Origin of the sequence: Catalinimonas locisalis, assembly GCF_038039535.1 — a bacterium.
GTDB lineage: Bacteria > Bacteroidota > Bacteroidia > Cytophagales > Cyclobacteriaceae > Catalinimonas.
The window spans coordinates 42,137-68,490 of sequence record NZ_JBBPHP010000038.1; the positions used below are offsets into that span (position 1 = coordinate 42,137).

Genomic DNA, 26,354 nt, shown 5'->3' on the forward strand with positions numbered 1-26,354 from the left:
TTAGCAGGCTTTCTATCAAGATACGAACTGCCAGTTTGATGAGCAAATACCCAATTGCCCCACGGTTTTTTATGCTCTCCTTTACTGTAAATTAATAATGAATATTTAAAAAGTTTTATATATTTCTATTTAAAGTTAAATTTTTTTAAAATCATCTGTTTTTTTTATTACAATTGCAACAATGAATAAAGCTTCACTATGTCAGTAATTACAAAAAACATTGATCAGACTCTCATTAAACAGATGATAGAAGGGGATGAAAATGCTTTTAAAAAAGTATATGATCTTTATTATAGTAAGCTTTTTTTCTATTGTCTTCAATTTGTCAAATCTGAAGACCTTGCCCGAGAATTACTTCAGGACGTTTTTGTAAAACTGTGGACCCGGAGAGAAAACATTAATCCTGAATTATCTTTGAATGCCTATCTATATACCATTACAAGAAATCATACCCTGGATTTTCTGAAAAACGCAGCTCGAGATCAACAACTGAAAGAGGAAATTATATATTCCGTAGCAACCACTCATAACCAAGTGGAAGATCAAATGAGCTATGCCGAATACATTGCCCTAGCGAATCAGGTAATTCAAAAGCTTCCTGCACAAAGAAAGCTTATCTTCCAATTAAGTAGGCACGATGGCATGAGTTATGAAGAAATTGCCACTACATTAAGTATTTCCAAAAATACGGTAAAAGTACAGATGTTACGAGCTCTGAATACCATACGTAAATATCTTAAAATTCATACAGACCTCACTGTCGGAATAGTAATCTGTCTTACTTACTTGTTTCACGACTTAATCTGATTGCATCTTCTATGCTACGCTGGTTCATGCTTTTCTGATTTGAAAAAAAACAAATTTTTTTGTGTGTAATGTAATACCGCTCTGCTCATTTACAGTACTATAGGTACAAAAGCAAAAATTAACGAGCGTGGACCCCAAAAAAACCTTATTTCAGAAATTTATCAAAGGTGAATGCACCCCTGAAGAAGTGGAGCAACTTTTGAATCAATTACAAAACCAGAAAGATGACAGTTATTATGATATGATGGATGAAGTGTGGGCCAAACTAGAATCCTATCCTTCTATTGAGCAGAAAGAAAAGGATCTACAGTTTAAAATAATTCTTGAGCGCAGCAGAGCACGTAACCTTAAAAAAAGAAAGCTGTTTAGCGGATTTGGGATAAAAATAGCCGCTGCTTTTATTGGTTTTCTTATAATCAGCAGTCTCGTTTACCTTTTGTTTCAGCAGACTGGGGCAGTTACCTATCAGACGGGATATGGTGAAACGCTAGAGGTTACCTTGCCGGATGGTTCTGAGGTACTTTTGAACAATAATTCTGTCCTGAGCTATGATCCAAATTGGAGAGAGGGGGGAGCCAGAGAAGTGAATCTAGAGGGTGAGGCTTTTTTCTCAGTAATACACACCCTGGATCACCAGAAATTTAGGGTCATGACCTCAGAAGAGGTAAATGTAGAAGTGTTAGGCACTCGCTTTAATGTAAATAATCGACGCAATACAACTGAGGTAGTGCTGAATGAAGGGAAGGTAAAAGTAAACATCCAAGCAGAGCAGGAAAAACAGGAGATACTGATGGAACCTGGAGAATTAGTGGCTTATTCTCGCACTACCCAGCAGTACCGGAAGAAATTGGTTGATACTAAAACCCGTACTTCCTGGAAGGACAGGTTGCTCACATTTGATAGTCAATCATTGAAACAAATAGCACAAATTCTGGAAGATAATTACGGTTATAAGATAGTATTTGTCAGTGAGGAGATAAGCAGTTATACGTTTACTGGTACCCTGCCTACCGATAAAGTAGAGGCACTTTTCACCATGCTAAGCAAGTCCTTTGATCTGGAGATACAGAAAGAAGGAAAGAAAGTATGGATTAAACCTAATTAAAAAAAGATTGCCAGTGGCCTGACTGTTGGAACCGGTAAGGCATACTGACAATCTAATGTTCAATCAAAATACCAATTTACAATTTATGAGAAACATTGTACGCCAATTTAGAAAAATACTGCTTTTGATAGTAGTTACTTGTGTACAGCTGTCGGTAATGGCTCAAGAAATAGCAGCGATCGGGAGCAGTGTAGACAAAGAGAAAACAACCAATTTGTTAGAAAGTCAACAAGACTCAAAGGCATTGGCTTCCGTACTAAATCAACTGGAATTTAAGTATAATGTCCATTTCAATTATGCCAGTGAGCTGGTAAGTAACAGATTAGTAGACCTCACAAAAAAAATAAATGATTCAAGTAACCTTGAGGAGTTACTTGATCAATTACTTTCACCTTTAGGGCTACAGTATGAACGAATAGAAAAGGATTTATACCTAATTTTTGAAGAAAAAAATAAACTTCCTAACAGGTTGCAAAATAATTTAGCGCCTGATGGTGAGCAAAATCATTCCTCAAAAGGCTTCATTGATAAGCTGGTAAACTCAAGAAACGCATCCCTGGAAAAAACGATTAGTGGCAAGGTAAGTGACGGAGAGAGTGGGGAACCTCTTCCGGGAGTAAATATCCTTGCAAAGGAGACAACAAATGGTACTGTAACAGATGTCAATGGAAACTATAGGCTAACCGTTAGTGATGGCACAAATATTTTAATTTTTTCTTCTATAGGATATCTAACTAAGGAGGTTGAAATCAACTCCCAAAATACTATCAACGTTAGTTTAATGCCAGATATTAAATCTCTGTCTGAGGTTGTAGTGGTTGGCTATGGAACGGTAAAGAAAGAAGACCTTACCGGATCAGTGGCCTCAGTGAGTTCTGAGGAAATTAAGGAAGTCCAGACTTTATCTATTGATAATGCTCTACAAGGAAGGGTTTCCGGAGTAGATGTAACGCAGACCTCAGGTCAGCCTGGAGCTGTAAATAGAGTTAGAATTCGTGGAGGAAATTCTATTTCAGCAGGAAATGAGCCTCTCTACGTAATTGACGGTTTTCCGGTATATAATGACAATAGTGCCGCTAACTCAGGTGCCGCACGCTCTCCAGGTATCAATGCGCTATCTACCATCAATCCTGCTGACATTGCTTCTATTGAAGTGTTAAAAGATGCTTCAGCTACTGCAATATACGGTTCTAGAGGGGCAAATGGAGTAATTATCATTACTACCAAAAGGGGTAAAGCAGGTAGGAATAATATTGCATTAGAAACAAATTTTGGCCTTCAAAATGTTCGCAATACTATTCCCGTACTCAATGCTCAGGAGTATGCTTTATTTGAAAATGAGATTTTTGAATATCAAAGAGATGTATTAGGACAAGATCAAGTTCCAGTATATACTAACGAACAAATCGCAAATTTAGGCGAAGGAACAAATTGGCAGGATGAAATATTTCGTATAGCACCCATTCAAAATTATCAATTATCTTTTTCTGGAGGCAATCAGGATATGCAATATGCCATCACAGGAGGGTACACTAATCAACAAGGCATTATTACCAACTCTGATTTTGAAAGGTATTCACTGCGATTAAATTTGGATAGGAAAATTGGGGCTAAAATTAGAATAGGAAATAGTTCTACAGTAAGCCAGGTTCAATCGGATTTAGCCTATACGGGTGCTGCGGGAGGTATTCAGGGTGCAAGTTCATCCATTACCGCAGTAGCATTACATTTTAATCCTATCACTCCTGTACGTGACCCACAAACCGGTGATTTTTCGTTTCAGGATGTTAATGTTGGTGAAGTGCCTGGAGCAATTAACCGAAGTGTTCCTTATTATAATCCGGTAGCATTAGCCACTTTAGCTACAAATAATAGCACAACAACACGTTTATTGAACAATGTGTTTGGAGAAATTGATATTTTGGAAAATCTGACATTTCGCACCAGTGTAGGAGCTGATTACATGTTCAATAAACAAAATAGCTATTTCCCTAGTAATGTACGTTTAGCTTCAGACATAGGAGGCGATGCTCGTATTGGAAGCAATCAAAACTTGACCTGGCTCAATGAAAATACAATCAGATATAGATATTCAAATGAATTACATTCCCTAGACCTACTTGGAGGTTTTACTTTCCAGAGCTCACGACAGGAACAGTTTCAGATTCAGGATAGAGGATTTGTCAATGATAATTTAGCAGTAAACAACATAGGCACCGGAAGCAATACACCTCCTTTAAGTCGGCCTTATACAGGAGAATGGGGTCTGATTTCATATTTGACGAGGGCTAATTATATTCTGGATAACCGTTATTTATTTACCGCCACTGCCCGATATGATGGGTCTTCAAGATTTGGACAAGAGAGAAGATGGGGATTCTTTCCTTCAGCAGCATTTTCTTGGAAGCTTTCAGAAGAAACATTTATTCAAGATTTAAAACTATTCTCCAACCTTAAGCTAAGAACCAGCTATGGACTGACAGGTAATCAGGAAATAGGGCTATATCAATCTCTCTCAGGATTAGGTAGCGTAATTTATACTTTTGATGGCGTTCCTACTACTGGTTTTGCTCCTAACCGTATAGCAAACCCTGACTTAAGGTGGGAAACTACTGCACAGTTTAATGTGGGACTTGACATTGGCTTGCTAAAAGGGAGAGTAAACATGACTGCTGATTATTATCGCAAGAAAACAGATGATTTGTTATTAAATGTTCAAATACCATCCACAAGTGGATTTACTAATTCACTACAAAATATAGGGGGAGTTTTGAATAGAGGAGTAGAACTTGGTATAAACGCTATTCTTTTAGAAGGAGATTTCAGTTGGGATGTTTCTTTTAACATTGCTGCGAATCGTAATGAAATCACGAGTCTAGGAGACGAAAATCAAAGACTTGTTTATTCTGGTTGGAACGTATTGAAAGGACAACCTGCATCCATACTTCAAGTAGGAGAACCCACAGGTAATTTTTATGGATGGCAAACCAATGGGATATTTTTAACAGATGAAGAAGCAATGGCTGCTCCTGATCAAACTCCTGCAGATGGGGTAGAACGACAATTGGGAGGAAACATTAGATATGTTGACTTGAATAATGATGATATTGTGAATGATGAAGACAGAGGAATTATTGGCAATGCACTTCCAGATTTCACAGGAGGTTTTTCTACCAAAATTTCTTATAAAGGATTAGAGTTGAGTTCAGTCTGGGCATACTCTTATGGCAATGAAGTTATGAATTTTAACAAACTGGAGTTTTACTTTGGAATAGGTCGTTATAATGCGGCTAAAGAGTGGAATAATCGTTGGTCATATCAGAATACTATAGAAGAAAACAGAAATGCCACTGCTCCAACAGTTTTGGATGGGCGCAATCTTTTTTCTGCAATAGATAAATGGGTTGAAGATGCTTCTTTTCTTAGAATGCGTAATATCAGTTTATCTTACAATCTTCCTTTTGAAAAAATGGGAATGGGTTTGTTTAAGGCATCCCAAGTATATATAAGTGCTCAAAATCTGATCACTTTTACTAAATATAGCGGCTTTGATCCTGAAGTTAATCTGGCAGGTCAAGATAATTTATTGTTAGGTTATGATTATGGAGCATACCCAACAGCGAAGACTTACAACATTGGACTAAAGTTGAATTTTTAAAAGCAAATGATCATGAAGTATTTATATATAGTTTTTTTTCTCAGCCTTTTTTCTTGCAAAAGCCTATTAGAAGAAGACCCTGAAATCTTTATAAGTCCGGATAATTTCTACAATAACATTGAAGAAGCGCGGGCAGCTACAAACTCAATATATGATGTGTTACCGAGTTTGTATGGTAATTCAGCGCTAGTGGCATTTGCTGATGTTTCAACAAATAATATTATTGTCCCTTCTGGTGCGTCAGCAGAGCTTGAACCTTTTGATATCCATAATGTAAGTCCATCCAATTCAAGTATTACTAATTTTTGGATAAATGCTTATGAAGGTATTAACAGAGCTAATACTTTAATAGATCGCGTTTCAGATATGGATGGAAATGCATCAGAAAAAAATCAATTAATCGGTGAAGCTAAATTTTTAAGAGCTTTAATTTATTTTCACCTCACCAGATTATTTGGTGATGTTCCTTTAACACTCAATGAAACTCTTTCATTAGAAGATTTAAAGTTATCCAGGGCTTCATCAGAAGATGTGTATAATCAAATAATCAACGATTTAGAGGAGGCACGACTTAATCTCCCTGTCGTTGCAGAAGTGGCAGGTAGTGCCTCAGCAAGTGCGGCAAACGCTTTATTAGCTAAAGTTTATTTGACTGTGCAGGACTTTACGCAAGCGAGAGAAAAAGCTTTAGAAGTAATAAATACCGGGCAGTACTCGCTCTGGGAAAATTATGCTGAAATATTTATGCAGGATAATGAAAATGGAAAGGAATCTATTTTTGATGTACAGTTTGAGCCTAATATTGATGCAAATAGCCTGAACATATATGCACTTCCCAGAGAATTGAATGATTATATCTCTGGTAGTCCTGTATATGCTTTATATGAAGTATCAGAAGAATTATCTAATAGTTACGAAACGGGTGATTTGCGGGCAGAAATTAATGTTGTTGATTCATTTAAAGTAAGTGACAGCGTAACCATAAATTTCAATCCTCTAATATTTAAATATAGTGATGGGGTTTTTACTACTAAGGGGCAGGTTTTTAATCAAGCTGGAAATTCAGGCATTAACTTTCCAATTTTACGCTATGCTGAAGTTCTGCTTATCTTTGCAGAAGCTGAAAATGAACTTTCTGGTCCCAACGCAGAGGTATATGAAGCCCTCAACCAAATCAGGAGGAGAGCTTATGGACAAAATTTGATGGAAGAATCATCTGTAGATTTAACTACCGGAATGTCTAAAGAAGCATTCAGAGAGGCGGTATGGATGGAACGTTTTAGAGAATTTCCTTTAGAGGCTAAGCATTGGTTCGACCTTCTTCGGACTGACAGGGCAGAAGAAATACTGGACATAGATGCAACACGTACTCTATATCCCATACCTCAAAGGGAACTGGATGTCAATAGCATGCTCACGCAGAATGATGGCTATTAATAATTATTTCATAGATATGAATCACCCAAGACTATTGCAGATAATACTAATTACATGTATCAGTTGTGTATCTCTGATTGTTAATGTTTTTGCACAAAATTACCAGGATACTGTCCGTACAGATATTTGTATACTTGGAGGAAGTGAGGCAGGTTTTACGGCTGCTATTCAGGCAGCCCGCATGGGCCAACAGGTGGTTTTGATAGAACCCACGGGGCATCCGGGAGGCATGATGGTGGAAGGCATTGTCAAAGATATCCGATTTGGTAGCTCAGTAGTCATCGGAGGTATTGCCCGAGAACTCTACACTTCTATTGAGGCCCACTATGGACGTGAGCCAAAATTTGATTCTGCTGGTTGGTACTCTCCCTATGAACCTCATGTAGCAGAAGAGATTATTGAAACTTTTTTAGTCAAGGAAAAAAATATTACCCTCATTAGGAATACCCGTATTCGGGAAAAGGATGGCGTACAAAAAGAAGGCGAGCACATTCAATCAATATTCCTTGAAAATGGTAGCACAATCCAGGCAGAAGTCTTTGTTGATGCTTCTATAGAAGGACACTTGTTAAACTTTGCTGGGGTAAAAACAGCTACAATTCGAGAAGGTAAAAATAAATACGGTGAAAGCAAAAATGGTATTCAGCGCAAGAATACTTATCGTCAATTTTTAGTTGAAGTAGATCCATATATAATTCCTGGGGATGCATCCAGTGGGTTAATATCCACTATACAAGAGGGTGAATTGGGTGAATACGGAGCACCTAGCAAATACATACAGGGGTTTTGCTTTAGGATGGTGTTGACTAAAGAGAAAGATAACCGAATCTTGATTGAAAAACCTGAAAATTATGATCCTGATAGTTACGAAATCTATAGAAGATACCTCAAGGCTGGGGGTAGCCTTTTTAGCCCTCATGTCAATCGGGAGGGAGGTAAGACTGATTTGGGAAGCTGGCACGATTTGTCTGCCAATTTATATGGAGAAAACTGGATGTATCCTGAAGGAGATTATGCCACTCAGGATTCGGTGGTGCAATATCATCGTGATTTTACTCAAGGACTCATATGGTTTCTGCAAAATGACAGTACTGTAGATGAGCAAACCCGAAAGAATTGGGAAGGCTGGGGGTTATGTAAGGATGAGTTTACTGATAATGACGGCTGGCCACGCAGGTTATACATACGCTCAGCAAGGCGTATGCTCGGTGACTATATCATTACTCAGCATCATACCAGCCGGTTAAATACTGAAAAAATAGAAGATCCGGTGGCCATAGCATGGTGGCCTCCGGATACCCACCATGCCCGTAGGATCGTAAAAGATGGATATGCGTACAATGAAGGGTTTGTGTTTGGGGGAGATGACTGGAAACCTTTTGGTATATCCTGGAGAGCCCTTATTCCTAAAGCTGAGCAGTGCGATAATTTGATTACCCCTACCTGTCTTTCATCTTCTTATGTGGCCTATGGAGCTATTCGCATATTGCCCACATTTATGATATTGGGGCAAAGTGCAGGAACCGCTGCTGCATTGGCCGTTCAGAATAAATGTAAAGTCTATGATCTAAAATATGATCAAATTAAGTCTGCACTAATTAAGGATAAGCAGATACTTAGCATTCCTGATAACTGGTTAGAATATGTGAATTCTGAATAGTAGTGACTTATCCTATCCCGAAATGAGTCAACAAAGAAAATGATTGTTATTAATTTGTACTAGGAGCAACTATAAACTCAAGTTTAAAATACAAAAAATTATAAAAAAACTAACTAAAAACATAAAAATTTCAAGTCAAATAATTATTCTTATGTTAAACTGTAAAAGACCACTCTCTAGAGAGAGTTACTTGCATATAACATTTACAAGGCATTTTTGCTTGACCTAAGATTCACAAATTAAAAATTTCTTCAAGTAGATATGTTTTATTCTTTTCAGTGTCAATCTCTACTTCTTGACCCTCGTATTTGAGAATGCACTTACTACCATTATTAGATATGAGCTTTCCATTTACTAACTGTTGGTTTTTCCATTCCATTTGTATTTCGAAATTTCCTCTAGCTTTAAGTCCTTTAACACTGCCATCTTTCCATGCAAAAGGTAAAGCTGGCAAAAGCTCAATCTCATTGGTATGAGATTGGATCAACATTTCGGCTATACCTGCGGTGCTACCCATATTTCCATCAAGTTGAAAAGGAGGATGCGCACATAACAGATTGCTGTAAGAACCACCACCATCGCTCATATTGTAACCTTTGTCAGTAACCGGGGTAAGCACTTTCTTTAAGAGTTTGTAAGCTCTGTCACCATCTTTGAGTCTAGCCCAGAAAGATACTTTCCAGGCCAGTGACCAACCTGTACCTTCATCGCCACGGGCATTGAGGCTTACTTTTGCTGCTTCAGCCAAATCAGGGGTTTTAGTTACTGTAATTTGTTTTCCCGGATGGAGGGCAAAAAGATGAGAAACGTGCCTATGATGATTCTCGGGATCATCTACATCCTCCTTCCATTCCTGCAATTGCCCCCAATGTCCAATTTGCGGAGATAGAATTTGATCACGTACAGTTTTAACTTGATTTTTAAAATCACTTTCAATATTTAAAACTTCACAGGCAAGTACACAATTATTTAGAAGATCCCAGGCCATTTGATGGTCCATAGAAGCCCCGGTGGAAATGCCTCCATGCTCAGGAGAGTAGGAAGGACTTGAAACCAGGTATCCATCTTCATCTTCTGTCAGATAATCTATCCAGAATAGTGCTGCTTCTTTCATAATGGGAAAGGCCTGCTCTTGTAGATAAGTGGTATCTTGTGTAAATGCATAGTGCTCCCACAAATGCTGACAGAGCCAAGCTGCACCACCCGGATAAAAACCCCAGGGAAAATCCCAGCCAGGTGCAGTAAACCCAAAAGGATTATTCATAGTGTTAACAATCCAACCTCTGGTCCCAAAATGTTCTTTAGCAGCCAGTTGACCAGGCTCTACCAGTGTCTCAATATAATTTAGCAGGGGTTCATGACATTCAGATAAATTGGTGACTTCCGCTGGCCAGTACAGCATTTGCTCATTGATATCAAAGTGGTAATCATTGGCCCAGGGAGGATTAGTGCTGTTATTCCACTTACCCTGAAGGTTGAGGGGCATGGTTCCTGGACGAGACCCTGAAATCATGAGATATCTTCCGTACTGGAAATAAAGAGCCTCTAATCCGGTATCATCATTCCCTTCAGCATAAGCGATTTGTCTTTCATCTGTAGGAAGGCTATCATAAGATATGTCACCCAGCTTTAGCTTTACCGAATGGAACAGGGGTTGATAATCAGACAAATGTTCTCTTGCTAATGCCTCAAAACTTAAACCTTCAACCATTTCAAGAACATTAGAATTCTGAACCTGATAGTTATTGCCCTTATAATTGGGAAATTCAGGAAGGTAATCAGTGGCTGCTGTATGGATAATTGTCATGGATTTAGCCTTATTGACAATAATTTCTCCATCGCTAAATTTAACTTCGCCTTCAGGAGTTACAACATGATAACTGGTAGCAAAGCGCATCCCGTTGTCTTTGACTTCCCCCTCAAATGAATAGGTATGCTCAACGAATTTGTCGTTAATTTTTTGGTGAGGAGTTTCATAGCGAATGCGATACGTTCTCCCCTCAGCATGAGTATTAGAAAAATGATAAACCATGATCCTTTTAGGATAATTACCAAAGAATACACGCTTATGCTGTACGTCACCAGATTGGTAACTTACTTTTCCCACTCCTTCATTTAAATCAAGTTCACGAAAGTAGTTTTTTACTTCACCTTCATTATCAACTGTGATGAAAAGATCACCCATAGTTTGCTGTGAGCCAAAATCACCAAAAGCTTGCTCAGAACCTTCTTTTTTATGAATTTCACCGGTCATTTTCTGATTGGCCAACTGATGGGCCTCCTCCATTTTTCCATCCTTCAACAAAGCTCTCACTTCAGGAAGGTACTGTGCTGCTCCTTCACGGATACCAAAATGATAATCCTTATGGGCACCAGGTCCTCCTGCCCAAAGTGATTCCTCAGTAAACTGTATATGTTCTTCGGCAGGATTACCAAAAAACATAGCACCCATATAACCATTACCAATCGGTAATGCCTCAAGCATCCAGTCCTCAGCAGGTTCATCATACCATAATCTAAGAGGTGAAGGAGCATCTGAAGAGTCGGGGATTTGATTTTCAGTAGTGGGTTGACAGGACAGCAAGCTATAGATAAGAATGATATAGGTATAAGAAAATGATCTGGAAATGTACATTAGAGAAAAGAAGATAGGAGTTTAAAGAAATGATAACAGATTTGAGAAATTTGGAAGGCTTCACCGCCCAAAAGAGATGGGTAGCGAAGCCTCAGATGATATTTTGTTTACTGATAGGCAGGATTCTGCTCTAATTCCCCCTGGCTTTTATCAATTTCTGTTTGGGGAAGTGGCCATTGGTAAAACCTTTCTTCAAAGGTATAGGAAAGAACTCCATCTTCTACGTTATTCAGCACCTCATCAGCAATTCTCCAACGTTTCAAATCATAAAATCGTAGCCCCTCAAATGCCAGTTCCACTCTACGCTCATGCCTGATCCTTTCTCTCATTTCTTCCTGACTTAATCCTTGTGGGAGATCAGGCATGTCTACTCTGCTTCTGACAGTGTTGATGGCATCATATACAGACTCATCAGGACCGTTTAATTCGTTTTGTGCTTCAGCATACATCAGTAAAACATCCGCATACCTGAGCATTACCCAATCCTGCTGGCTTTGGGTAGAGTAGCCATAAGGCATCAGTCCCGGACTTAAAAACTTCTTAACACCATAGCCTGTAGGCAGGTTATTTGAAGGGTTATGAATATTGCCATCGATATTGACTTCATCCACAAAAATAGTTTTTTCCAATCTGGGATCACGATTTGCTATTGGATCATCAGGATTGGTAAGTGGAGATTCGCCATAGGGCAGTCCATCTTCATATTCATAAGCATCCACCAGGTTTTGCAACGGGCTTACTACAAGCCAGTCGCCATACCACTGATCCATTGGAGTGGCATTGTCAGGAGCCAGGAATTTGATGGAAAAAATGATTTCTTCATTTCCTTCCTGAGTACCATCTCTGAATACATTTTCAAAAACCGGGTTCAGTTCATAACCTGCATTCATGACTTCCAGGGCCAAATCTCTGGCTTGGGCAAGTAATTCCAGATCGGGATTTCCATTTTCATCATAAGCAGCATACATTAAAACTCTTGCCTTTAAGGCTTGTGCAGATGACGCTACGGCATGCCCGGTATTTTGAGCAAAAGTTTCATCCGGAAGATTGGTAATGGCGAAATCCAAGTCTGTGATAATTTGAGCTAAGACTTCTGTTTCTGCAGATTTAGGCTGGATCTGGTTTTCAAGCGTAAGAGGCTCTGTCACAATTGGGACTTCGCCATAACTAAAGTAAAGCTGAAAATAATAGTATGCTCTGATGAATTTGGCCTCCGCCTCGTATTGAGCTTTGGTATTTGCGTCAATATCAGAACCTTCATAAGAAGAAAGTTGTGATAAGAAAATATTGACTCGGGCAATGCCACTGTAGCTACTGTTGTATACATCCGTGATGTATCCGCCTGTAGAGGGAGAAATATCTCCCTGCACAATTGCCTGACTTCCCCAGTAATTATGCTGTCCATAACCATTATCTGTTAGGGCATCCCAGTTAGGCATACCGTAGGAGTAAATACCGCCACCACCCTGTAGGCTTCCATAGCTAGAGGTAAGGGCCATGTCAAAATCTGCTTTACTTTGCCAGAAATTGGCAGAAGAAATTTGATCTTGTGGATTTTTATCCAGAAAGTCTTCCTGACATGCACTGAAAGTCAAAGCAGAGCATGCAAGTAATATATATATAATATAATTTTTCATGACTTGAGTTTTAGAATTGTACATTTAGCCCGACAGAAAAGATCTTGTTTTGTGGATAATTCACGAACGAACCACTTCCTCCTCTTTCTGGATCAAGTCCTGGATAGTTTGTGACGGTGAGTAAATTATCACCGGATACATAAACTCTAAGTTTCTGCAAGCTGATTCTTTCTATAATTTCAGATGGTAGAGAATATCCAATCGTAAGATTCTTCAGCCTCAAATAAGAAGCATCCTGGAGAAAGTAGCTGGAAGTCCTGCTGATTTTGGCAGGAGCATTGAAACCCCAGTAAATTTTGGGCATGGTGGTAGAAGGGTTTTCTTCTGTCCAGCGATCTCTCCACTCCGTAGTTGGAGGGGAGCCCTGCACAAAAGGAATCGTTCCCCAATTGTTAACATAAATTTGTCTACCCTCCACACCCTGGAAGAAGAAGGAGAGGTCAAATCCTTTCCAGGAAGAGTTGAAGTTCATTGCATATTCAAAATTAGGGTACTGTCCGTCTATGGGAATGCGATCATCATCGTTTACCACACCATCTCCATTCTGATCTTTAAATATCAAATCTCCGGGCTCAGTATTGTCGTTATATTGAGGTGGCGCAGCATCAACTTCCGCCTCATTCTGGAAAATACCGACCCATTCTAGCATATAAAAAGTATCCCAGGGTCTGCCCTCTTCTTTAATTACATTGCCACTGATCTCTCTTTCTCCAAATTGGGTAAGCTCATTTTTGAATCTGTCAATAAAGAAGTTAACATCATACCTAAGTCCGCTGAATGTTCCATCCTGTACACTATTCCGGTAATTGAGGTTTAGTTCAATACCGGTATTTTCCATCGTACCATTATTGACTGTCGGAGGCGTTAGCCCTACTACTCCTGTCACCTGAGAGCTTCTCAAAATATCAGTAGTACGTTTCTTGTACCAGTCAAAGGTCAGCGATAGCCCTTTGAAGACGGTCAGATCGAGGCCAATATCCGTGATCTGAGTGGTTTCCCACTGGATATCCTGGTTAGCAAGCGCTACCTGAGCGGCTCCTGAAGATAAGTTAGCATTGTCAAAAGGATAATTCCCGGTAAGCGATAGCAGACTCTGATATGGATAAGGATAATCGAAACCATTTCTTGTTAACCCTATATTCTGATTACCTAATTCTCCGTATGAAGCTCTGATTTTGAGATCGTCCAGCCAGTTTAATCCGGCATTCTGTACAAAATCTTCTTCACTCACACGCCATCCGGCTGAGACAGAAGGAAATGCACCCCAGCGGGTATCTTGATATAAGCGGGAGCTGCCATCGTATCTCATATTAAACTCCAAGAGATAACGTTCGTCAAAATTATAACCCAAACGACTGAAGAAAGACCGGATCGCCCATTCGGTAGTCGTACCATTGGCATTTTGTACAGCAGGGCTGCCTGCATTCAGTTCTCTCAACAGATTCCCGGTAAAGTCTCTTCTGAAACCATAGAGATACTGAAACTCGTTGAACTCCTGGCTATAACCCACCTGGGCATTCAGCGCATGGGGTCCGAATTGTTTCTGATATTGTAGATAGGAGAAAATATTGGTATAGATGTTTTGTTCATCCTGAGTGATCAATCCTCTGCCTCCTACATCCAGATCAGTAGCAAACTCTCCTGTTCTATAATTGTAAAGGGGAACGGAGGGCCTCCAGTCTTTCCATTTGTCAAAACTTCCTACAATAGCCGCTTTGGTATACCAGTTGAGTGATTCGGTAAAATTGATATCCGCCCACCCCTGGGCATTGATGGTGTAATCTACTGTTTTTCTTAATACATCGTTCTCAACAATGGCTACTGGGTTTTTATTATTATACTCAAAATCATAAGCTTTATAGGTATAACGTCCATCAGGTAACTGAGGTAGATAAGTAGGAGCCTGTGACATAGTGGCCAGAAATAGGTCAGTAGAACCCTGCCTTGGGCCATTTCTATCTCCTTTTTTCAATGCTAGATTAGCCCCGAATTTTACATTGTCGTTGATACGAGAGGTTATATTTAGACGAGCATTATAGCGTTTGTAATTAAAGCCTTTCATCACCCCTTGCTGGTCCACTATGCCCAGAGCCAGATTATAGGTGGTCCCTTCCTTACCTCCATTAAAGCTGAGATGATGGGTTTGGGTAGGTGCTGGATTAAATACAATGTCCAGCCAGTCGGCATTGGGATAAAGTGTTCTGTCAGTAGCATTACTGTATAAATCAATCTCTTCTTGAGTATACAACCCATCACTGATGCCATTATTGAGTTTGGCTTCATTCCAAAGCTCCATATACTCCGCAGAATTAGTAATCAAATCAAATAATTTGGTCGGTGTATGTACAGCATAATTACCATTATATTCCACATTAAAACGACCTTCTTTACCTTTTTTGGTAGTCACCAAAATAACTCCATTTGCTGCTCTTGAACCGTAAATGGAAGCGGAAGCAGCATCTTTGAGCACCGATACATTTTCAATATTATTGGGATCAAGATCAGCCAGGTTTCCCTCCACACCATCTATCAATACCAGAGGGTTAGATCCGGCACCGCTGAATGTTCCCTGGCCTCTTATTCTTACATTCAGTCCTTCGTTTCCGGGTTCTCCGGAATTTTGTACAATCCTCAATCCCGGAACCTGACCTTGCAGCATAGAAGTCGTATTGGTGACAGGTCTGCGGGTAAGCTTTTCGCCTTCCACTGTGGCTACTGAACCAGTAAGGTTTACTTTCTTTTGTTCACCATAACCCACCACTACAATTTCACTTAAGCTCTGTATATCTTCCTGCATACTGATATCAATGACCGACCTTCCGTTGACGGGCACTTCCTGTGTTGCATAGCCTATAGAAGAAAAAACCAGCACATCATCTTCGTTAGGCACGCTGAGTGTGTACATTCCATCAATGTCTGTAACTGTACCGGTGCTGGAACCTTTGATCAATACGTTAACACCAGGTAACGCCTCACCATTGGGATCTTTCACCTGTCCACTCACCGTAATGGCCACCACCACAAAGCGTTCTTTTTCCTCTGCACGTCTGTCCATTTTACCCACATTGATATCCTGGTTGACTCTTTTAAATTTAAGCTGTGTCTGTCTGGAGATGTCAATTAGCAATTCGGCAAGCGACTGTATTTTCTTTTCTGAGGATACTAAAGCATCCAGATCAATGCGATTTCTATCATAGAAGAACCGCAAACCGGTTTGTTGTTCTATGAGTTGAAAAGCTGTTTCCAGCCTTACTTCATGTAGTTGCAAATCCACCATGATCTCATTGGCACTGATACGAGACTCAGGTTGAGCTTTGGTATCATTGGCCAGTAGCACTCCGTTTAGAATACAAAGGATGACCAAGCCGTAAAAAGTAAATTTTGACAACATCTTAATTAGGAGTATAGCTTTCCTTTTCATAATTTGAGTTGAGTTTTGTTAAACATAGCGTTTGATAAAACTTGCCTGCTGAAGCCTGAAGGGACCAATTTCTGCTTCAGCATTCGTTTGGAGCCGGTATTGAGGGACCTTTACCGGCTCTTCATTCTAGGTAGAATTGTTTTCCATATTATTTTAGTTTTAGGGGTTGTTAATGAACACTTGTGTATCTTTGAGCGTGTAAGAAAATTTACAGGCATAGCTTATGCTTTCCAGTACATATTCCAAACTTTTATCTTCAAATTCTCCATTATATCTCCAGATTGGCTTACCATTGCCATTGTAGGTAAATTCTACTCCATACCAGCGTTCCAGCGTCCGGATAATTTTATCATAATCAGCGTCCTTAAAATAAAGAATGCCATCTTTCCAGCCACTCATGGCCATTATATCAAAAGTGTCTTTGGTGAAGTTTCGTCCGGATTTGTGATAAGATGCCATTTCACCAGGGGTTAATTCCATAGCAAGCTTTCCATAGTACTGTTGAGTGGATTGAACATTTACTTTGCCCTGTACCAATGCCACCTGAGTGAGACTATCCTCCTCATAAGCATTAAGATTGAAAGATGTGCCTACAACCTGAATGTGTATACTAGAAGTTTGGACAATAAAAGGGCGGTTTTTATCTTCTGCTACCTCAAAAAAAGCTTCTCCACTGATGTAAACCACTCTGAGTGTATCGGAAAAACGTTCAGGAAAAATAAGCTTGCTTTCAGCATTCAATACAATGCGTGTGCCGTCAGTCAGGTTCAATGTTCGTTTTTGACCTTTTTGAGTTTCTTTTGTGAGCATTGAGACCTCGCGAGGCTGAGGTTCCTCCCGGTTGAGATAATGAAAAAGAAACAGCGTTGAAAGGATGATGAAAATTAAAGACGCAGCATATTTCCCAATATGCGAGTAAGGAATAAATCGTTTGTTCCAAACAGGTGTTTCTTTGCTGAGGTTTTGCTGAATTTTTTCAAATAACAGATTACTTTCCTCAGTAGTATGATCATCAGGCAGTCCCCATTGGGCTTCAATAAACTCTTCCAGCATATGCTCACCCTCTTCGGAATGAATCCACTTCTTTAAAAGAACAATTTCTTCAGGATTGCATTTTCCTTGAAAATACTTGATGAGTAAAGTGCGAAGTTCTGCCATGCGAGAGTGCTCTGTTTATAATATATTAGCTCGAGCACTGGCATTTACTCACTCGCAATAGAAAAAAATTGAAGAAGAGCAGGTAAAAAGAGAAAACAGCTCTTTTTTAAGACTGATTTTTAATAAATCATAAAAACAATGGCTATACTGATAACTGCTGATGGAATATCGGACTCTTTTTCCAATTGCTGTTTAATGTATTTGAATGCCCTGTATATGTGATTTTCTACTGTTCTTTTGGATAATCCCAGTTTCAGGGCTATTTCATCATTGTTCAAGCCTTCATCTTTCCTAAGTCGAAAGATTTCTTTACGTGTGGAGGGTAGTGCCTGAATACAACACTGTGTGTAGGCTTCAAGGTCGTTAAAAATGATTGTATTTTCGGTTTCTATATTGTAAGCTGGTTTTAGGCGGATCAGATTGCCCTGATGAGAACTAGAAATGATGCTACGGCGAATTTTTTTGATGACAAAACGCTTGGTGAGTGTGAGTAGAAAAGCATTAAAAGAGAGGTTTTCATCCAGCTTTTGTCTTTGCTCCCAGACCAGCATAAACACATCCTGTACTATTTCTTCCGCATCTTCTTTAACCAATCCCATAGACAAGCTGACCCTAAGAATTTTTTGATGGTATTTGTCAAATAATAATCGGTAAGCCTGTCCGGAACCCGAACGTAAAGATTTTACCAAAGTGAAATCCTCCGGTTTTCTGCCCCGGTGTAAAAATAGATTCATGCTCAGTGAATTAGGTTGTTGGTATTATGAAAATGCTAAATGTAACGCATAAAACTTATCCGGAATATATATACTTCATAAATATGGGCTTTAATTAAAAAATAATGCATAATCTATTAAATTTTTAGATAATTAAGTTAAGTGCATTTGATTGTCAACGAGGATACTTACAATTGTTAATATAAATTTTGCTTTACCCAAAAGTATCTGATCAATTTGAATCTCATTTAACATAATTAAAGTCTCTGTACAGTCGTGGGTCAAAATAAAAAGGCTCTCTTTTAATTATTTTTACTTTTTTAAAATCTGGGTGCGATGTGTTAAGTACAAGGTTGCGCTCAAAAGGGATTACAGCTGATGGAACTGATAGGATAGGGGTGTTATTGCTTTGGTACCAGGTTGACCCAATATCGCGACATAGATCCGGAGCACTATCTTGTTCCCACCTCTCTGGCAAATCTTTTAGTTCTACTCTTTGTATAGCTAGCTCATCAGGTATATGAATTACAATCGTCTTAAAATGAATATTTTTCAATTGACCTCTTCTGTGGACCAGGTTTTCTAGACAGGCTAATGAGCGGGATGAGGCAGCATAGATTACTTTTTCTCCTTGTTTATTCCATCTTCCTGATAAGCCAGAAGCAAATAGCTTATCAGAATATTTATTCAAGGTTATTCGAAATGCTTCCATTAAAAAATATTAATCAGCATGATCAGCTCTACACTACGTACCCTTGCGCAATTCTTTCTAATTGTTCTGCTACCAGATCTACCCCAGTAGATGTGGCTAGCAAAAATAAAGGAAGAGTATTATTAAATTCACCAGCAGGAAGATGAAGCCAGGCTTTAAAATCCTCTGAACTTCCGAATACTTCTTCACCCAGAGTAAATAGTTCCTTTAGCTTTAAGAGTAACTCTCCTTTAAGTGTATCAAAAGGTTTGGTGGATTTACGATAGTTATCAATAGTTCTTGGATCTATTCCAAGAATTTGACTTAGCTCATTCTTACTTAAACCTGAGTCTTGTAATAATTGATCAAAGACCTCTATACTTACACCTTCTTGTGCTTTTTGTATTAAAGAGAAATCAGTTGCTGCCTGCATAATATAAATTTGTTGGGGTTTTCTCTATATACGAAAAAATTCCATGCCTTAGCGAAAATTTGCTTATATTTTTCATTTCAGGATAAGTTTTCCATTCACAAACCGAAAACCACACTTCCGAACATTTTACAAACGAGCGTTTGTAAAATGTTCAAAATGGTTTTAGCTTGCTGTCGACATGAAATTTATCGCATACTATAGAGTTTCAACCAAAGCACAGGGGAGATCAGGGCTTGGATTGGAAGGGCAAAAGAAAGCTGTATACCGATTCTTGAAAGACAATGATCAAATTGTGCAAGAATATGTAGAGGTAGAATCGGGTAAAAGGAACAATCGTCCCGAACTAGAGAAGGCTATTCAGCATGTACAACAGATAGAAGGCAAGCTATTGATTGCTAAGTTGGACAGGTTGAGCCGAAATGCACGCTTCATTTTTACACTACGTGATACCCATGTTCCTTTTGTGGCCGCTGACATGCCGGATGCCAATAATTTAACAGTGGGTATTATGGCTGTGCTTGCCGATCATGAGAGGCAGATGATTAGTGAGCGTACTCATGCTGCCTTACAAGCTTTGATAGCGCGGGGCAAACAGTTAGGAACTCCTGATAATCTTAATGAAAAAGCAAGAATGTTAGGAGAGAAGATAAGAGTGAAAAATGCATATTTTCACCCTAATAATAGAAGAGCAGGTGCTTTTGCAATTTCTTTATATAAACAAAGGTTGAATTATACAGAAATTGCTCGTCAACTGAATGAGCATGGCTTTACTACACGCCGCAACTGCTCATTTACACACGTGCAGGTTAAGCGGCTTATTGAGCGATATGATGCATCGTATAAATAATAAATTTATATTGGAAAAATTTCTACTATGAGCAAACAGGAACTAACCACTCGTTTTGATAAAAATCTTGCCCATAATACTTATGACTTCAATAAATATAAGGAAGATGCCACTCTAATACGAAATCTGGTAGTATACCTGGCTTTTAGCTATCAGGAAGATTTGTGGGGATACGGAACGCTAGATCCGGTGAAATTTGCTAAACATATGGGCTATAAAGATCACAGAAGTCTTTATAAAAAAGTTAGTAGCCCCGCTCAGCTTGAAAATCTTAGTGCAGGGGAGATAAAGCAAATCAAAGAAGACCCTAACGAATACATATGGGATGATTTGTTGGATAATGCCCTCTATAAAATGGCTCATCAACCCTTATCACTTAGCTTTGGAGGAAGAGCAGCATCTGGTGAGAATTTCTATGGAATTAAGACTATGTTAATCCTTACCTCTGTAAATGTCTACTTTGATGAGAAAAATCCACAGAAACGCTACTATAAATTTAAAGCTAGCGGTGAATTCTTGAGTAACCTATCAAGATACTTTTTAACGCTTAATCTAAAATCCTTTACTGTATTAAGAGAGAACCGTCTTCAGCCCTTGTACCTTTACCTTTGTAATCTAAGAGAAACCTTGAAACTCAAAAAAGAATTGGGTACACCTGGGTTTGATTTGATTTGCAAACAGGCTGGCATAGGTGACAAAGAAGCCAAGCAAAGGAAGAAGAAGGTGAATCAAAAGCTAGGGACAATTCAGAAAAAGGCACCTGAACTTGGGTTACAGTGGGATTGGGAGAAGAATGGTCGTTTCAATTACAAATTAGTGATATGGTTTGAGTATCAAGACAGTGATAAGATGCTAGACCGACAACAACATAATCTATTCTTTATGCGTATCCTGGTACGCTTGCTTTACCAAGAATTTTGTAAGTTCCATACTCAAGCACAGGCACAAGATATTGAGGATAGAGTCGTTTTTTACCAATGGTTGGCAAAGCCCGATAAGGATTCTGATGTCAAACGTTCTGCTATCTGCAACGCATTTCTCCAACATTATGGAAAGACAATTGATGCTTATGATAATCAAGTATGGTCAGTATTTAGGTCTTTAGATCAATTAGAAGTATTAGCTTAAATTTACTTGTTACCTAACTGACCACCCTTATTTCTTTTCTTTGTTTATATAAAGGTATACAGATTTCAACAGATATTTTGCTCCCCCTTAAATGTCCTAGATCCAGCTTTTTAAATGTAGACCGTTACCTAACCGACCACCCTTATTTCATTTCTCTGCTCATATAAAGATATATAGCTTTCAACAGATTTTTTGCTCTCTATTAAATGACCTAAATACAGCTTTTTGGATATAGACCGTTACCTAACTGGCCACCGTTGTATATATTTACAAGTCCCACATACAATTACTTCACCTGTTACTTAACTGACCACGTTCCGTTACCCAATTAACCACCTACAGTTACCTAACAGGCCACACCCCGTTACCTAATTGGCCACTCCTTACCATACCGTTACCTAACTAACCACCAATAAATAACCAAAACCATCAGAGATGTAGATAAAAGCCATATAACCGTTACCTAATCAACCACCCTTTTATATATTCTTTTAAATACCTTTATATAATATAATAGGTGGTCAATTACGTAACACCAAAAGAGGTTTTAGAGGCATATACAGAATAGCAGTTTGTTCACTTAACATAATCTTTATTATGTAACCTTAAAAGTATGTAATAACTAACTGGCAATTTAGAGAGTGAAATTTTTTATATAAAAAGAGAGTGTTGCGGCCTAACGGTGTGTGTATATGAACCATACAACCGGAATAAACTGCCGAATCTGCATATCTGGCCGACGCTATCCCTAGCAAGTTGCTCCTCAGCAGAGCTTGATCCGTTTCACGCGGCATTGCTAATGTACACTCTACATATCAAAAAAACAAACGTCATAAAGCAATAACCCTATCAATAACATTTGTTACTGTGGGACTAGATATCAAGCTACTTGGGGAATAGCTATATCCTCCGCTTGGTCAAAACGGGACACGTTTACCTTCCAGCATTCCAAATTCTTACTGTGTTGAGTTTGTTGAACACATTGAATCAATGCCGTTACATCTTCGTACCATCTGATTTGTATGCTTAGAATGTCAAATCTGATATATACCTGAACCGGTTTTGTTAACCATCGCAGCATATAGATTTCAAATTCATCCCAGTTTTCAAAGCTAACACTCCCTATAAATTGATTTTTATACACCATTATTACCCTCATAAAAATTGGCATTTTATCCAGAGTTGGTAATTTGTATGTATTGATTAAAAAGTACAATCATCAATAACTAGTATTGTAGTACTTGTATTTATGTATTTTTGCCAGCTAGCACTCAATATTAGTGTGAAGTGGAGGTTATTAGACAGCTACCTTGATACGGTTCATCAAATCTATCTTACTGTTTACTTCTACTTTGTTGAAAATATTTTGGACATGCTTTGAAACAGTTCCACTCGATATATGTAGCTGCTCCGCAATGGTATGGTAAGTAAGCCCCTGGGCAATTAGCTTTACTATTTCCACCTCTCGCGAAGTGAGATTAAACTTTTGGCAATTTTCTTCAAAACTATTTTTTTCTAAACTGCTGTGACCAATAACTCCCTTATTTTGAATAGCTTTAAAAACCTGGGAGACTACAGCATTTTTTTGTTTTATCACATTATTAAGGACAGAATCAATTTTATAACTCAGTTCATTTATTGAGAATGGTTTCTCCAGATAATCCACTGCTCCTAATGACAATCCTTTCAGCTTATCCTTTTTACTGGTTCTTGCAGTCAGAAAAATGAAGGGTACATGGCCAAATTCTTTTCTTTCTGATACAATCTGATAAAATTTAAAACCATCTATAGAGTCCATCATAACGTCGGATACTATTAGGTCCAAATCCTTGAGGTTATCCAACTTTCGCAAAGCTTCTGTACCACTTTTTGCAAGGTATACATTATAATGCTCTTTGAGCTTGACAGATAGGTAATTAAGCATAGATAGATTATCCTCAACAACAAGTATGGAAAGTAATTTACTGTCATAAATACTGTCCTCGGGAATTGGGCTACTCATCTGCAACCGTATATTTCCACTATCATTTATACTTTTGGTTGCTTCCGCTACATTAGCTTGAGTTCCAGGCAAAATAATAGTAACCGTTGATCCTGGAGTATCACTTTCATTAGCTGTTTTACTTTGTACAGCGGTAGAACCCTCTAGACCGTCTATTATCTTTTTGACAATTGAAAGCCCCATTCCCAGGCCCTGTACATTTTTTTTCTGCTTATTGATCTGGAAATATGGTTCAAATATTCTGGCCTTCATATCGGAAGGTATTCCTATTCCATTATCAGCAACGGAAAAAATAATATCACCATTCTTCTCATATAGTTTTACTCTAATCTCCCCTTCCTTTTCAGTATATTTTATGGCATTGTCAATCAGATTATTAACTACTCTATCTATTGCCTCTGGAGATGCCTGAATCAAAATATTATCCTCTATATTTTCATGTATTCGGATGTTTTTATGTTGTGCCAGTGATTTGAATAACACTAGACTGTTCTTCAAGCTAACACTGAAGTCAACACTTGTAGAGTAATCATATATCTCAATACCTTTTTCAAAACGCTCCAGGTCAAAGAGGTTGGTAATATCTTTAGTCAGCTTATCCGTGTTGAACTTGACTACAGCCAGCTCTTCGTTGATGCCGTATTTATTAATGTACTCATCCAAATAATTATTGATCAGGGTAAGGGGCGTTTTCGTTTCATGCGTTAGATTGATCAGCGTATTGGTTTTTTTCTCATTGATATCCGCAAGTTTTTTTGTTCTGTCTTCTACCTTCTTCTGTAGTTCTTTGTTCAGCTTTTGTAGTTTCTGTTCGGATATTTTAAGCCTACGGTGTTCAAATTTAGCATTATACACAGAAGAACGGATGTAGGTAATTGTCATCACCAAAAAACCAGCATTGGTCATGCATACCTCTAGGACCTGGCTACCATTAAAATAGGTAATGATGGGAAGGGAAATCCAGAAGGCTAATGCAAGGTAGACCGATACAATCCTTTCCTTAAACAGACTGCCATACTCTCCCTGAGGCGAGTTCTTGTACTTTTTTCTTACCGCTTTGGTGATATTAAAAATGAATACCAGGCAGTAAATGAAAGGAACCACTACAAATAGCTTTCTGCTTAGTGTCAAATTATCAGTAAGCAAATATGGCACTATAAAAGTGCCAATAAATGGCAGACACACAAAGTTGAACGTTCCGTATATAGCAAACCATCTTAAATGCTCCAGGTTGAAAGCTTTATAAAAGTAAAAAGCAAAATACATGGACATGATTATAGCAGAGGCATAGGCCATAATATTTTGCGCAATAATGGGTATGGGAATATTATTTGCCGGAAATAACCCACCCATCACATTGTACTGTATCAATAAATACAATAGGATCAGATACCACAGACGGCTTTTGTCACTTGGCCTTTCTAAAAAATAGATTAGCTGAAAGAATAAGATTACTAACTCAAACAGAATAATTGAGAAAGTAATCATGTGCATTTCGGTGCCAGGCACATACATAGATTATTGGTTAAGTAAGCTCAGTTTTTAATTTCTTCTCAGCTGGTAGAGTGGAAAGGTGAAATCCAGCTCATTGAATATCTCAAAGTCATATTTTTTGTACCAGGGCAGATTCCTCAAAGTTGAAGTCTCCAGATATATAGGTCGTGCTTTCTGATCACACCTGTCTAAAACTTCCTGCATAAATGCACTTCCAATTCCCTGATTTTGCTGATTTGGATCTACTCCTATATACCAAAGATAGTAGTATGGTTCTTTAGGATGGTTTTGATGTACCAGAGCTTCTCTTTTTAACACCTTCCCTACCCTATTTAGCCCAATACAGCCAGTGGCCAGCTTTGCATCCCATAGTACTGATTTGAAAGTAGTTTTTTTCTTTTCGGGCAATAAGATCAGAGCGCAGGCATTGTGGTCATCTGATATCCAGGTTTCACCGAAAGCGCTACAAATATTATAGGAATAATCAACCAACCCTTTAATCCTGTCTAGCCGTTTGTTATCGTTTTTGATTACATAATTGGTACTTTTATTATCCGCAAAAGCTTTGCTAAGTATTTCCACTATACGTGATTTGTGAGTGTTATACGCTAACTTCATGTAAAATCAAATAGGTTTTTTGTGAAAAGCATGCAATAAAGCCAGAGAAGATTATTAATTCAACTATGACCTCTACTTTCGTATTATTACAAAGATGTACATTAGAATAGTACAAATATTCAATAAGGACCTTTTCTAATGGCTTCAGTATATGTGCTAAGGTTAATCGTATACCTACCCTCTTACATTTCATTTCAGTATATGCCAGAAACCAACCACACCTGGATGGATAGCCTACGCACAGCACATAAGCTTGTGTTGAGCAAAATTAGCGGTGTTTACCGAACAGGTCTCCACAAGACTACGGCATAAAGCCTCATACTAATGCCTCAGCTAATTTATTCCGTTTCCTTGTCTTGCAGCGCATACTCACTAGCCTACACACTTCGGAAAAACCGCTAGAGGTGGCCAAAACAAGGCTATGTCCCCATGCCAACCGCAAAGACATAACAGCCTTGAATGTTTCACCCGGTGACCATCACCTCTAATCATTTTATCATGAAATCATTAACACAAAACAATCAGCCAAACAAGCAACGTCAGATTATCTTCCCATCAAGCATCGCCGAAATCCGAGTCTCTTACTCCTCCAAGATATCTGATACAGACCGTCCTAAGGTCACTAGCTCACAGGATGCCCATGAGATTTTCCGTGCCCGATGGAAAAAGTCACGCATTGGCTATGTTGAAGAATTTAAAGCAATGCTCCTCAACCGTGCCAATTGCGTGCTAGGTGTCATCAATATCTCTCTGGGTGGTGTGGCTGGTTGCTTGGCTGACCCTAAAGTGATATTCGCCCCTGCACTAAAGGCTAACAGCTCGGCCGTTTTGGTTGCTCATTATGTAGAGTAGTCGCTTATGTAAAGTGATACCAAACAATAGTGGATTGGTTGCCTACTAGCCACCTTTG

The 26,354-nt window shown here is 38.7% G+C and carries 17 protein-coding genes; 8 read left to right on the top strand and 9 right to left on the bottom strand.

From position 1 onward, the window contains the following. Positions 1 to 198 precede the first annotated feature (198 nt). From WJR50_RS27440 to WJR50_RS27460, 5 genes are all read left to right on the top strand, one after another. On the top strand, positions 199 to 807 hold the full coding sequence (locus WJR50_RS27440; RefSeq protein WP_341296517.1) for an RNA polymerase sigma factor: 609 nt from the start codon (positions 199 to 201) through the stop codon (positions 805 to 807). Positions 808 to 934: 127 nt separating this feature from the next. Further along, complete coding sequence (locus WJR50_RS27445) at positions 935 to 1,912, top strand: FecR family protein (protein ID WP_341296518.1); 978 nt, start codon at positions 935 to 937, stop codon at positions 1,910 to 1,912. Between the two features lie 85 nt (positions 1,913 to 1,997). Continuing rightward, on the top strand, positions 1,998 to 5,570 hold the full coding sequence (locus tag WJR50_RS27450; protein ID WP_341296519.1) for a SusC/RagA family TonB-linked outer membrane protein: 3,573 nt from the start codon (positions 1,998 to 2,000) through the stop codon (positions 5,568 to 5,570). A 12-nt stretch (positions 5,571 to 5,582) separates the two neighbouring features. Then, on the top strand, positions 5,583 to 7,007 hold the full coding sequence (locus WJR50_RS27455) for a RagB/SusD family nutrient uptake outer membrane protein (RefSeq protein WP_341296520.1): 1,425 nt from the start codon (positions 5,583 to 5,585) through the stop codon (positions 7,005 to 7,007). A 16-nt stretch (positions 7,008 to 7,023) separates the two neighbouring features. Next, positions 7,024 to 8,667: an FAD-dependent oxidoreductase gene (locus WJR50_RS27460; protein ID WP_341296521.1), complete on the top strand. Its 1,644-nt coding sequence runs from the start codon at positions 7,024 to 7,026 to the stop codon at positions 8,665 to 8,667. 232 nt (positions 8,668 to 8,899) lie between these two features. Here WJR50_RS27460 and WJR50_RS27465 read toward each other — a convergent pair whose 3' ends face one another. The 7 genes from WJR50_RS27465 to WJR50_RS27495 all read right to left on the bottom strand — a co-directional run bounded on the left by WJR50_RS27465 (position 8,900) and on the right by WJR50_RS27495 (position 19,355). Next, positions 8,900 to 11,302 carry a glycoside hydrolase family 95 protein gene (locus tag WJR50_RS27465; RefSeq protein WP_341296522.1) on the bottom strand — a complete coding sequence of 801 codons (2,403 nt, stop codon included), beginning with the start codon at positions 11,300 to 11,302 and terminating at the stop codon, positions 8,900 to 8,902. A 107-nt stretch (positions 11,303 to 11,409) separates the two neighbouring features. After that, entirely contained in the window at positions 11,410 to 12,939 is a 1,530-nt protein-coding gene (locus tag WJR50_RS27470; protein ID WP_341296523.1) for a RagB/SusD family nutrient uptake outer membrane protein, read from the bottom strand. A 10-nt stretch (positions 12,940 to 12,949) separates the two neighbouring features. Beyond that, positions 12,950 to 16,360: a SusC/RagA family TonB-linked outer membrane protein gene (locus WJR50_RS27475; protein ID WP_341296524.1), complete on the bottom strand. Its 3,411-nt coding sequence runs from the start codon at positions 16,358 to 16,360 to the stop codon at positions 12,950 to 12,952. 159 nt (positions 16,361 to 16,519) lie between these two features. Next, complete coding sequence (locus WJR50_RS27480) at positions 16,520 to 17,518, bottom strand: FecR family protein (protein ID WP_341296525.1); 999 nt, start codon at positions 17,516 to 17,518, stop codon at positions 16,520 to 16,522. Between the two features lie 119 nt (positions 17,519 to 17,637). Beyond that, positions 17,638 to 18,252 carry an RNA polymerase sigma-70 factor gene (locus WJR50_RS27485; protein WP_341296526.1) on the bottom strand — a complete coding sequence of 205 codons (615 nt, stop codon included), beginning with the start codon at positions 18,250 to 18,252 and terminating at the stop codon, positions 17,638 to 17,640. A gap of 223 nt (positions 18,253 to 18,475) precedes the next feature. Next, the gene (locus tag WJR50_RS27490) at positions 18,476 to 18,922 is read right to left on the bottom strand and encodes an RES family NAD+ phosphorylase (RefSeq protein ID WP_341296527.1); all 447 of its coding nucleotides are present in this window, start codon (positions 18,920 to 18,922) and stop codon (positions 18,476 to 18,478) included. Between the two features lie 49 nt (positions 18,923 to 18,971). Next, a complete protein-coding gene (locus WJR50_RS27495; RefSeq protein WP_341296528.1) occupies positions 18,972 to 19,355 on the bottom strand; it encodes an Xre family toxin-antitoxin system antitoxin in 384 nt (127 codons plus the stop codon). 178 nt (positions 19,356 to 19,533) lie between these two features. Here WJR50_RS27495 and WJR50_RS27500 point away from each other — a divergent pair, with 178 nt between their 5' ends. Both WJR50_RS27500 and WJR50_RS27505 read left to right on the top strand, forming a co-directional pair. Further along, complete coding sequence (locus tag WJR50_RS27500) at positions 19,534 to 20,202, top strand: recombinase family protein (RefSeq protein ID WP_341296529.1); 669 nt, start codon at positions 19,534 to 19,536, stop codon at positions 20,200 to 20,202. Between the two features lie 27 nt (positions 20,203 to 20,229). After that, a complete protein-coding gene (locus tag WJR50_RS27505) occupies positions 20,230 to 21,330 on the top strand; it encodes a hypothetical protein (RefSeq protein WP_341296530.1) in 1,101 nt (366 codons plus the stop codon). 1,297 nt (positions 21,331 to 22,627) lie between these two features. Here WJR50_RS27505 and WJR50_RS27510 read toward each other — a convergent pair. Both WJR50_RS27510 and WJR50_RS27515 read right to left on the bottom strand, forming a co-directional pair. After that, on the bottom strand, positions 22,628 to 24,847 hold the full coding sequence (locus WJR50_RS27510; RefSeq protein WP_341296531.1) for an ATP-binding response regulator: 2,220 nt from the start codon (positions 24,845 to 24,847) through the stop codon (positions 22,628 to 22,630). 27 nt (positions 24,848 to 24,874) lie between these two features. Next, a complete protein-coding gene (locus WJR50_RS27515) occupies positions 24,875 to 25,444 on the bottom strand; it encodes a GNAT family N-acetyltransferase (RefSeq protein ID WP_341296532.1) in 570 nt (189 codons plus the stop codon). Positions 25,445 to 25,942: 498 nt separating this feature from the next. Here WJR50_RS27515 and WJR50_RS27520 point away from each other — a divergent pair, with 498 nt between their 5' ends. After that, positions 25,943 to 26,296 (top strand): JAB domain-containing protein, encoded by a 354-nt coding sequence (locus WJR50_RS27520; RefSeq protein ID WP_341296533.1) that lies wholly within the window; start codon positions 25,943 to 25,945, stop codon positions 26,294 to 26,296. The last annotated feature ends 58 nt before the right edge of the window (positions 26,297 to 26,354 follow it).

Bases quoted from the DNA above. Each gene is read 5' to 3' on its own strand.
- WJR50_RS27480 (WP_341296525.1), bottom strand. From the start codon at position 17,518: ATGGCAGAACTTCGCACTTTACTCATCAAGTATTTTCAAGGAAAATGC.
- WJR50_RS27465 (WP_341296522.1), bottom strand. From the start codon at position 11,302: ATGTACATTTCCAGATCATTTTCTTATACCTATATCATTCTTATCTAT.
- WJR50_RS27450 (WP_341296519.1), top strand. From the start codon at position 1,998: ATGAGAAACATTGTACGCCAATTTAGAAAAATACTGCTTTTGATAGTA.
- WJR50_RS27500 (WP_341296529.1), top strand. From the start codon at position 19,534: ATGAAATTTATCGCATACTATAGAGTTTCAACCAAAGCACAGGGGAGA.
- WJR50_RS27515 (WP_341296532.1), bottom strand. From the start codon at position 25,444: ATGAAGTTAGCGTATAACACTCACAAATCACGTATAGTGGAAATACTT.
- WJR50_RS27510 (WP_341296531.1), bottom strand. From the start codon at position 24,847: ATGTATGTGCCTGGCACCGAAATGCACATGATTACTTTCTCAATTATT.
- WJR50_RS27495 (WP_341296528.1), bottom strand. From the start codon at position 19,355: ATGCAGGCAGCAACTGATTTCTCTTTAATACAAAAAGCACAAGAAGGT.
- WJR50_RS27505 (WP_341296530.1), top strand. From the start codon at position 20,230: ATGAGCAAACAGGAACTAACCACTCGTTTTGATAAAAATCTTGCCCAT.
- WJR50_RS27470 (WP_341296523.1), bottom strand. From the start codon at position 12,939: ATGAAAAATTATATTATATATATATTACTTGCATGCTCTGCTTTGACT.
- WJR50_RS27485 (WP_341296526.1), bottom strand. From the start codon at position 18,252: ATGAATCTATTTTTACACCGGGGCAGAAAACCGGAGGATTTCACTTTG.
- WJR50_RS27455 (WP_341296520.1), top strand. From the start codon at position 5,583: ATGAAGTATTTATATATAGTTTTTTTTCTCAGCCTTTTTTCTTGCAAA.
- WJR50_RS27440 (WP_341296517.1), top strand. From the start codon at position 199: ATGTCAGTAATTACAAAAAACATTGATCAGACTCTCATTAAACAGATG.
- WJR50_RS27475 (WP_341296524.1), bottom strand. From the start codon at position 16,360: ATGAAAAGGAAAGCTATACTCCTAATTAAGATGTTGTCAAAATTTACT.
- WJR50_RS27460 (WP_341296521.1), top strand. From the start codon at position 7,024: ATGAATCACCCAAGACTATTGCAGATAATACTAATTACATGTATCAGT.
- WJR50_RS27520 (WP_341296533.1), top strand. From the start codon at position 25,943: ATGAAATCATTAACACAAAACAATCAGCCAAACAAGCAACGTCAGATT.